The sequence below is a fragment of the Candidatus Frackibacter sp. WG13 genome, assembly GCF_900114655.1.
Taxonomy (GTDB): domain Bacteria; phylum Bacillota; class Halanaerobiia; order Halobacteroidales; family Acetohalobiaceae; genus Frackibacter.
This window is the reverse complement of the sequence record NZ_FOTT01000001.1, coordinates 288,234-297,027: the sequence shown is the minus strand read 5'-3', so window position 1 is coordinate 297,027 and position 8,794 is coordinate 288,234. Positions and strand designations below refer to the sequence as shown.

Here is an 8,794-nt window from a genome sequence, read left to right as displayed (position 1 = left end):
GCTAATAGCTTCGCCAGTAGTACCGAATCCAACGACAGCAATAGTAATGAATCGACCATCATTAGATAAGTTCGAATCAGATATAAAAGAAGGTGGTCATCTATTTATCAATAGTTCATTGATAGATAAAGAAGCTGAGCGAGAAGATGTAGAAGTAGTAAAGGTACCAGCCAATGAGATAGCAAACGAACTAGGCAATAGTAAAGTAGCCAATATGGTAATGTTAGGTGCGTTCATAGCTAAGACTGAGGTAGTAGACTTTGACTCAGTAATGGATGCTTTAGCAGATGTACTACCAGAACATAGACATAACTTGTTACCTCTTAATGAGAAGGCATTAAAGAGAGGTAAGGAAGTAGTAGAGTAAAAGTTTAGTAAAAAGTTTTGCTGAATAAATAAGTATGATTAGAACACAAGAAGGTTATATTGAGCAAATTTCGCTACAAGCACTCCGTATTGAAACAAAACGTACAAGAACAGTTTAAGTTTGTAAATTTTTACCGGATATGAACCTTAGATGGGTCGAAAAATTTATTCTATCGCGAAAGATGACCTTTTTGTGGTTAAACCATAAGTATAGATTAATTATATGAGTCTTCAACTAATAATTGGAGGCTCATGTTTATTTAAAATAAGGACATTTTCTATTAAAATTTATCATAAATCTGGGACATTAATACTTAATATAAATTATTATTAACACAACTGCAGGTATAAAAGAAGATAACACGAATATTTAGTAATGTAGTTACAATTTTGTATTTAAATACCAAATACAAATATAGAGGGGATAATACAAAAAGGGGGACTACATGTATAATGAGTATGCTATATCAAGAAAGTAAATCGATGGAACAGATTAATCAATTTGTTGCTAAATGGGAAAAGTTTGTTGATATTATTCATCAGGAAAGAAATATTAACCTTAAGTCATGGAAACGGTGTGAAGGTTTAAATATTAATCCGGATAATTTAGAGTTTAATTTTTTATCAGAAGACGAACTAGCATCTAAGTTAAAAGAAAATAAGAAATTAATTGAGATTGCAATATCTTATATGGAGCAGGTTAGTTCATCATTACAGGGTAAACCACATGTAGTAGCACTGTCAGATAGTGAAGGATGGATTTTAGAAATTTTAGGGACTAAAGAAGAATTTGGGGGACGTTTGAATGGGTTTGATATTGGGGCTAGTTGGGCTGAAGAATATTTAGGGAACAATGGCATCGGGACTGCTCTTGTAGAAGAAAGACCGATACTTGTTTATGGGAACGAACACTATGCTACTGCCTATCATAATGTAGCCTGTCTTGGGGTTCCAATTAAGAATCAAAATGGCAAGGTGGTAGGAGCTTTAGATGTTTCGGTTCCAGTTAAATATACTCATCCACGAAGAATAACTATGGCCTTAACCGCTGTTAATGCTATAGAGAATGAGCTTTCTTTACAAGAAAGAATAGAATCGATGGAAAAGATTGTTGCTACAAATATTCATGACCTCCGCAATCCACTGACAATCATCCAATCTTTAACTAAATTAGGTTCTATGAAGACAAAATCAGAAGAACAGAACAGATATTTTAAAAGGATAATTAAACAGATAGATATTCTATCTAATATGCTTAATAATATTTTAGCTATTCATAAACCTGAAAAATACACTTTAATTTCAATAGAACAGGCCATGCAAGAAATTATTAAGGAGATAAAACCTTTATGTAAAGCAAGAGGGATTAATTTTGAGTTTTTTAATCGAAATCAAGTAATGTTAATGCTGCGCAGAAAGATCTTTAAAAGAGCGATACATAACTTATTAATAAATGCTATTAATGCTATGGATGATGAGGGTGAAATTATGATTCAAACTTCTCAAATAGAAGATAAATTACGCATAGAGATAAGTGATACCGGCCCAGGGATACCACCGGAAATTGAAGATAATATCTTTCAACCTTTTGTTAAGCAAGGTGAAGAAGGTACTGGACTTGGACTTTATATGGTTTATCAGACTATTGTTGAGGTTCATCAAGGAGAGATCTGGTTTGAAACTAAGGCAGGAGTAGGTACTACATTTTATATTGAACTTCCTACTGTAAAAGAAGATAGTGATAATTCAGAACGAAAATTACATTAATAATAAGCAGGATAACCAATAACATTCTTGAAGTTATATCATATAGTAAATATAACTTATTTAAAATATTGGACTGAAGAAGGAGAGATTAGCAATGATTACACCTAAGAATGTTGTAGACTTATTCACTGAGCTAGTAAGAATAGATAGTGAATCAAAGAATGAAAGAGCAATAGCTGATAGACTTAAAAAGAAGTTAAAAAACTTAGGTTTAGAAGTAAGAGAAGATAATGCGGGTAATAAGGTTGAGAGTGATACTGGGAATATAATTGCTAAACTAGAAGGAACCAGTTCTGATTTACCAACACTATTATTATCAGCACATATGGATACTGTTAAACCAGGGCAAGGGATAGAACCGACCATCAAAGAAGATATCATTTATAGTCAAGGTGAGACTATTTTAGGGGCTGACGATAAAGCAGGTATTACTACAATTTTAACTGTTTTAGAGAATTTAATCGAGAGTGAAAGAGAATATGGCGATATAGAGGTAGTCTTTACTATTTGTGAAGAAGCAGGGTTATTAGGTGCTAAATACTTAGATATCGAGTTATTAAAGGCTGATTTTGGGATTATATATGATGCTGGAGGAGAGATAGGGACTGTTGTTACTGAGGCTCCAGCTCAAGATAAGATTCATGTAGTGATTAAAGGTAAATCTGCTCATGCTGGAATAGAGCCGGATAAAGGAGTTAATGCGATAAAAGTAGCTAGTATAGCTCTTTCTAATATGGATTTAGGACGGATTGATGAAGAAACAACAGCTAATATAGGAGTAATTAAAGGTGGAAAAGCCACCAATATTGTACCAGATAGGGTGGAATTAGAAGGCGAAGCCCGAAGTAGAGATGAAGCAAAGCTAGATGCACAGACTAAGCATATGGTAGAAATCCTTAAAAAATCAGCAAAACAATTTAATGCTGAGGTAGAAGTTGAAACTGAGCGATTATTTGCAGCGTTTAAATTAGATGAAAATTTACCGATACTGAAGTCAGCTATTAAAGCAGCAGAAAGAATAGGTGTTGAACCTAATTTAATAGCAACTGGCGGTGGTAGTGATGCTAATATTTTAAATGGCAAAGGGATTCCAACTATTAATCTTGGGATCGGCATGACCGATGTTCACACTACTGATGAACATATTAAGATAGCTGATTTGATGAAGAGTATCGATTATACTTTAGCGATAATAAAAAGTTTAGGTTAAATTAATAAACTAGAATTGTTAGGTAGCCAATTGGTACTGTAATTGATTACAAGTGACAATTTATTATAAACTTTTTAAATTAAATTGGGCTTTGTGAAATAAGTCATATAATTGTTGGAATTATTACGATATAATTTGATATGTATTTTAACTAAGTATTTATCAAAGGAGTTGTAATAATGAGTAAGAAAGATAGAAGAAAAGGTTTAGATTCAATCTTTGAATTTAAAGCTTGTTCGGGTGTTAAACGTAATTGTCCTAATGTTATTCTTAATGCTGAGGAATTACTTTTGAAATTAAAAGAGATTGTGGAGGAGGAAGGATTAGAGAAGGAATTAAAGAGTGGATATAAAGGGCCAATATTACCACACTTTAAATTTAAAGTAGGGATTGCCGGATGTCCTAATGGCTGTTCGCGACCACAAATTATGGATTTATCATTATTGGCTAGGGTGAGGCCAGAAGTTGTAGATGAAGAATGTATCGGATGTCAAAAGTGTATTGAAGCTTGTAAAGAGGAGGCAATTGAACTTCAGGACGAAATTGCAGTGGTTGATTACGAAAAATGTCTTGATTGTGGAGATTGTATTAAAGCTTGTCCAGTAGATGCTATTGAGAAAGTAAAAGAAGGATGGTCATTTGGAATCGGTGGTAAGCTAGGAAGACATCCGCAGTTTGCTACTAAATTAGTTGACTTAATGGGTGCTGAAGAAGTTATTGATAAGTTTGTACGACTAATTAAATTTTATCAAGAAGAACGGAAAGGTAGAGAAAAATTAGCCGTAGTACTTAATCGCTTAGGTGAAGTAAAAGTTAGACAAGAATTAGATATTTAAGTGAATTTCATAATTAGATTGCAAGCATAATTAACAGATAATTTTTAGGTATCAGTAATTAACTATGCAAGAGTCTTATTTAAAATCTTATATCCTATATTCCAAGGTGCAGCTGCTTAATAGTTGCACTTTTTTCTTCTAGTGAATGATTAGACGGCGATTAACAAATACTAACTTTGCTTGCTTGAAATTGAGTATAATTTAGGAGGCAAAGTTTATGGAAGTTAATCAAGAACGAATCGTTGAGCAATTTTTAGAATTAGTCAAGATCAATAGTCCTTCCCGAAATGAAAGAGAACTAGCTGATTATTTGAAGCGTAAGTTAGGAACTTTAAGTGTTACGGTAGAAGAGGATAATGCAGGAGATAAATTTGACGGAAATACTGGTAACTTAATTGGTAGATATCCTGGTGATGATAGTTTGCCTACTATCTTTTTAGCTGCCCATATGGATATTGTTAGGTCAGCAGAAGGGATTAAACCCGTAGTTGAAGAGGGAATAATTAAGACTGATGGTACAACGATTTTGGGTGGAGATGATAAAGCAGGAATTACAGCAGTTTTAGAGACATTAAAGGTGTTACAGAAGTCTGAAATTAATCACGGTAATATAGAAATTATATTTACTTCTGGAGAAGAGATTGGGCTTTTTGGTTCTATGTATTTAGATAGAGAAGAATTAGAGGCAGAGGTTGGTTTTGTTTTAGATAGTGGAGGGCCTATAGATAAGATTATTGTTAGTGCACCGGCAGAACAAGATTTTGATATAGAGATTAAAGGAAGAGCTGCTCATGCAGGAGTAGAGCCTGAGAAAGGAATTAGTGCTATAGAAGTAGGGTGTGATATAATAACGGAATTGAGATTAGGACGCATAGATGAGGAAACAACCGCTAATATAGGAGTTATCGAAGGAGGAGAGGCTACTAATATTGTAGCTGATAGATTAACTATTAAAGGTGAGGCTAGGAGTATAGATGAAGATAAATTAACAGAATTAGTTAATGAGATTAAAGGTGTCTGTCAACAAAAAGAAGAAGAGTGGCAAGCAGAGGTTAATGTTGAGTTTAAAAAGGCCTATTCAGGTTTCAATTTAACGGAGGAAGATGAAGTAGTTAAGATGGCAATGCAAGCAGTAAAGGAGATTGGATTAACTCCTAAATTACGACCTAGAGGTGGGGGAAGTGATGCTAATATCTTTAATGATAAAGGGATTCCTACGGTTAATTTAGGAGTAGGGGTTAAGAATGACCATACTACTGAAGAAAAGGTTGCCATAGAAGATTTAGTTAATTGTGCTCGGTTAGTCCTTGCGATTGTCAGTAATGTTAGAAAATAAAGTTTGATAAGCAGGAAAAATTAAAATAGGCCATGAATAATTATTAATAACTAAATTGGGGGTAATCGCTTTGATAGCGATTAAAAAAGGAATAGTTACAAATATTATTAAAGAAAGGTCAGGGCTGACTGAATTAGAAGTAGAATTAGAAGCTGGGGAAGTTCGGTCGGTTATAAATTATGATGACTTAACAGGAGAAGTTAATCTAAATGATGAAGTGATTCTTAATACTACCGCTATAGAGTTAGATTTAGGAACTGGTGGTTATGATTTTGTGATTCATATTGTTGGGAATGAACCAAGAGATTTAAAAGGTTCTGGGCATATTATGAAGATGAGGTATTCGCCACTACAAGTAAGGTGCCTCAGTGTTGAGGAAGAAGACAGCCAATATCATGAAGCGATTAAAGACTTTGATACACTAGGTAAGCATCCAGTAATTATTGGTTCTCTGCATAGTATGGTAGCTCCAGTGGCAATGGTATTAAATGAGTTAAGTAAGAAGTCATTGAAGGTAGCTTATATTATGACCGATGGAGCAGCTTTACCTTTAAAGTTGAGTAATACTATAGCTAAATTAAAAGATAGAGGATTATTAACTACTACCATTACTATTGGTCATGCTTTTGGTGGTGATTTAGAGGCAGTTAATATTTATTCGGGGTTAATTGCTGCTAAAGAGGTAGCAAAAGCAGATGTTACTATAGTGGCTATGGGACCAGGGATTGTTGGGACAGGTACTAAGTATGGTTTTACTGGGTTAGAACAGGGAGAGATTATCAATGCAGTAAGAGTTCTAGCTGGGTCTCCGATAGCAATTCCAAGGGTTAGTTTTAGTGATTTAAGGTCTAGGCATTTGGGGCTTAGCCATCATTCACTAACTACATTACATAAAGTAGCTTTAAAAGAGGCAATAGTTGGCCTGCCTAAACTATCTGGGATTAAAGGAGAGAGATTAAAAGCTCAACTGAATGAATTTAATCTTGCCACTAAGCATAATATCAAGTATAGAAACGGGAGAGATATATTAAAAATTATAGATCAATATGATATTAAAGTGAGTACTATGGGAAGAGATGAAAAAGAAGATCCTGAATTCTTTATGACAGCTGGAATAGCAGGGATATTAGCTTTAGAGATGATGAAGGTGGAGTCTTAAATTGAAGGAGGCAGTAAAGATGGGTCAAAATTTAATTGAGAAGCAACTAAAGAGTACAGAAATTTACGAAGGAAGAATCTTAAACTTAAGGATTGATAATGTTAAACTACCAGATGGAAATGAAGCTAAGAGAGAGATAGTAGAGCACGCCGCAGGAGTAACTATTATCCCTTATCTACAGGATACAGGAGAAGTAATTATGGTTCGACAATTTAGAAATCCAGCTGAACAGATATTATTAGAAATGCCAGCGGGGATGTTAGAAATTAATGAAGAACCAAAGCGGTGTGCAAGAAGAGAGTTAGAAGAGGAGACAGGATATAAAGCTGGGGATTTAAAAAGAATAGGCAGTTTTTATACGTCACCAGGCTTTTGTGATGAACGGATCCATCTTTATTTAGCACAAAACTTATCTAAATATGAACAACATACTGATGTCGATGAGTTTCTTGAGGTGCTTAAAATACCTTTAGAAGACTTAAAGAATAAGTTATATACTCCAGAAATAATTGATGCTAAAACAATTATTGGTGTTCAATTCTTATTAAATTATTTACAAAAAGATTAAATTAGGTAGAGTTGTTGTTAAGGGGTGAAAGTAAAGTGACAAAATTATTAGGCAAAAAGGTAAATGGTGAGTGGGTACCAACCTTAAATATTACTTCTAATGCTTCTGGAGCAGCTAAAGCAGCAAGAAAAGGTGATGTAGTAGTTATAGTTGATATTATAGATATGTCAACTACGATAGAGTCAGTCTTAGATGCGGGTGCTATAGATGTGTTTGGTGCTAGTCCTGATTATGTTTCTGTGCCAGTACAGGTTAATCCTGAAAAGATAGGTTATTTTGCTGGTAAGAAAGCATTAAAGAATGATACTCAACTTGTAATTATTACAGAACCACGTGTAGGTAACGAAGAGGAACGTAAAGAGAATATCCAAATGGCTTTAACTGGAGTAAAGCGTTCCGGAGTAGCAATTGAAGCTATATTACCTAACTTAGGGGCAGAAGTAGTAAAGATGGCTGATTTTAAGGATAAGGTAGTCTTAGTGATAACTGATAGTGGCGGAGTGGCTTATGATGCAGCCTATAATTATGGAGCACCCGCGGTAATAACCGGGACAGTGGCTAGAACGTTTAAGAAAAATGGGGTCTTACCAGCAAAAGAATCAGCCCAGAGAGCGATTAGAATGGCCCAAAAGTTTAAAACAGGAATTACTTTAGTAGCAGCTAGTTCTAAATCATATGAAGATGTTTTAGCGGCTGATCATATCGGAAAGTTAATTATAGAGGAAGGCTTTTTGGAGTTTTAGATAGCTTGTCATATTTACCCTTTCTAATACATATATTTTAGCAAAGTAGGTCTAATTAGGAGGGGGAGTATGTTTAATTTAAAGCGGATTGGCGATAGCAGTCTACAGTTTATCCAACGTAATTTTCATATATTCTTATTTTTAACGATAATCTTTATTAGTGGGGTCATTTTTGGGTCAATTGCAGTTAAGATGTTAAGTTATAATGAGAAAGGGGAACTGATTAACTATCTATCTAGTTTCTTTCAGGGGTTTAAAGATGAATTAATTTTGCAGAAAGGTATTTTAGCACAACAAGCGATTCTTTATAATTTAAAGATGATTATAATATTATGGGTTTTGGGTGTTTCAGTAATTGGGATGCCTCTAATTCCAGTCATTGTCTTTCTACGTGGCTTTGTAATTGGTTTTACAGCTAGTTTCTTAATAGATGAATTAGCCATGAAAGGTTTAGTATTTGCTGCTGCTTCTATTCTACCGCATAATTTATTGGTAATTCCAGTGTTGCTCTTATCGTCGGTAGCAGGTATTGCATTTTCTTTTAATCTATTTAAGAGTCGCTTCTTAAATTTACCTATAAATTTTGTTCAGTATTTCTTCGGTTATTCTACCTTAATGGTCTTATTAGCTATTGTTTCAATAGGAGCAGGGCTAATTGAATCATTCTTAACTCCTACCTTAATGGGGGTCGTTACCAAATTAATTATTAATGGTTAATACCCCAAAGAAAAAACAGAAATAAGCAGGATTTTGTCTAATAGATATGGAAATAAAGTCATAGGAGTTGTCTGACGTCTAACAATAGATAG

Annotated in this window: 9 protein-coding genes; all 9 read left to right on the top strand. The window is 34.1% G+C overall.

All coding sequences use genetic code 11. The annotated features are described in order from the left end of the window. Nucleotides 1-367, top strand: a 367-nt coding sequence (locus BM077_RS01560) for a 2-oxoacid:acceptor oxidoreductase family protein (RefSeq protein WP_090095104.1), incomplete at its 5' end; no start/stop codon positions are given. Between the two features lie 452 nt (nucleotides 368-819). Further along, a complete protein-coding gene (locus BM077_RS01555; RefSeq protein WP_089747434.1) occupies nucleotides 820-2,133 on the top strand; it encodes an ATP-binding protein in 1,314 nt (437 codons plus the stop codon). A gap of 94 nt (nucleotides 2,134-2,227) precedes the next feature. Next, complete coding sequence (locus BM077_RS01550; protein WP_089747432.1) at nucleotides 2,228-3,343, top strand: M20/M25/M40 family metallo-hydrolase; 1,116 nt, start codon at nucleotides 2,228-2,230, stop codon at nucleotides 3,341-3,343. A 179-nt stretch (nucleotides 3,344-3,522) separates the two neighbouring features. Then, nucleotides 3,523-4,179, top strand: coding sequence for a 4Fe-4S dicluster domain-containing protein (locus BM077_RS01545; protein WP_089747428.1), 657 nt, complete (start codon nucleotides 3,523-3,525; stop codon nucleotides 4,177-4,179). Between the two features lie 217 nt (nucleotides 4,180-4,396). Further along, nucleotides 4,397-5,515 (top strand): M20/M25/M40 family metallo-hydrolase, encoded by a 1,119-nt coding sequence (locus BM077_RS01540; protein WP_089747427.1) that lies wholly within the window; start codon nucleotides 4,397-4,399, stop codon nucleotides 5,513-5,515. A 70-nt stretch (nucleotides 5,516-5,585) separates the two neighbouring features. After that, entirely contained in the window at nucleotides 5,586-6,674 is a 1,089-nt protein-coding gene (locus BM077_RS01535) for a DUF3866 family protein (protein WP_089747426.1), read from the top strand. Between the two features lie 19 nt (nucleotides 6,675-6,693). After that, complete coding sequence (locus tag BM077_RS01530) at nucleotides 6,694-7,242, top strand: NUDIX hydrolase (RefSeq protein ID WP_089747618.1); 549 nt, start codon at nucleotides 6,694-6,696, stop codon at nucleotides 7,240-7,242. A 35-nt stretch (nucleotides 7,243-7,277) separates the two neighbouring features. Next, a complete protein-coding gene (locus tag BM077_RS01525) occupies nucleotides 7,278-7,985 on the top strand; it encodes a hypothetical protein (protein ID WP_089747422.1) in 708 nt (235 codons plus the stop codon). Nucleotides 7,986-8,054: 69 nt separating this feature from the next. Beyond that, nucleotides 8,055-8,702 carry a stage II sporulation protein M gene (spoIIM, locus tag BM077_RS01520; RefSeq protein ID WP_089747421.1) on the top strand — a complete coding sequence of 216 codons (648 nt, stop codon included), beginning with the start codon at nucleotides 8,055-8,057 and terminating at the stop codon, nucleotides 8,700-8,702. Nucleotides 8,703-8,794: the final 92 nt, after the last annotated feature.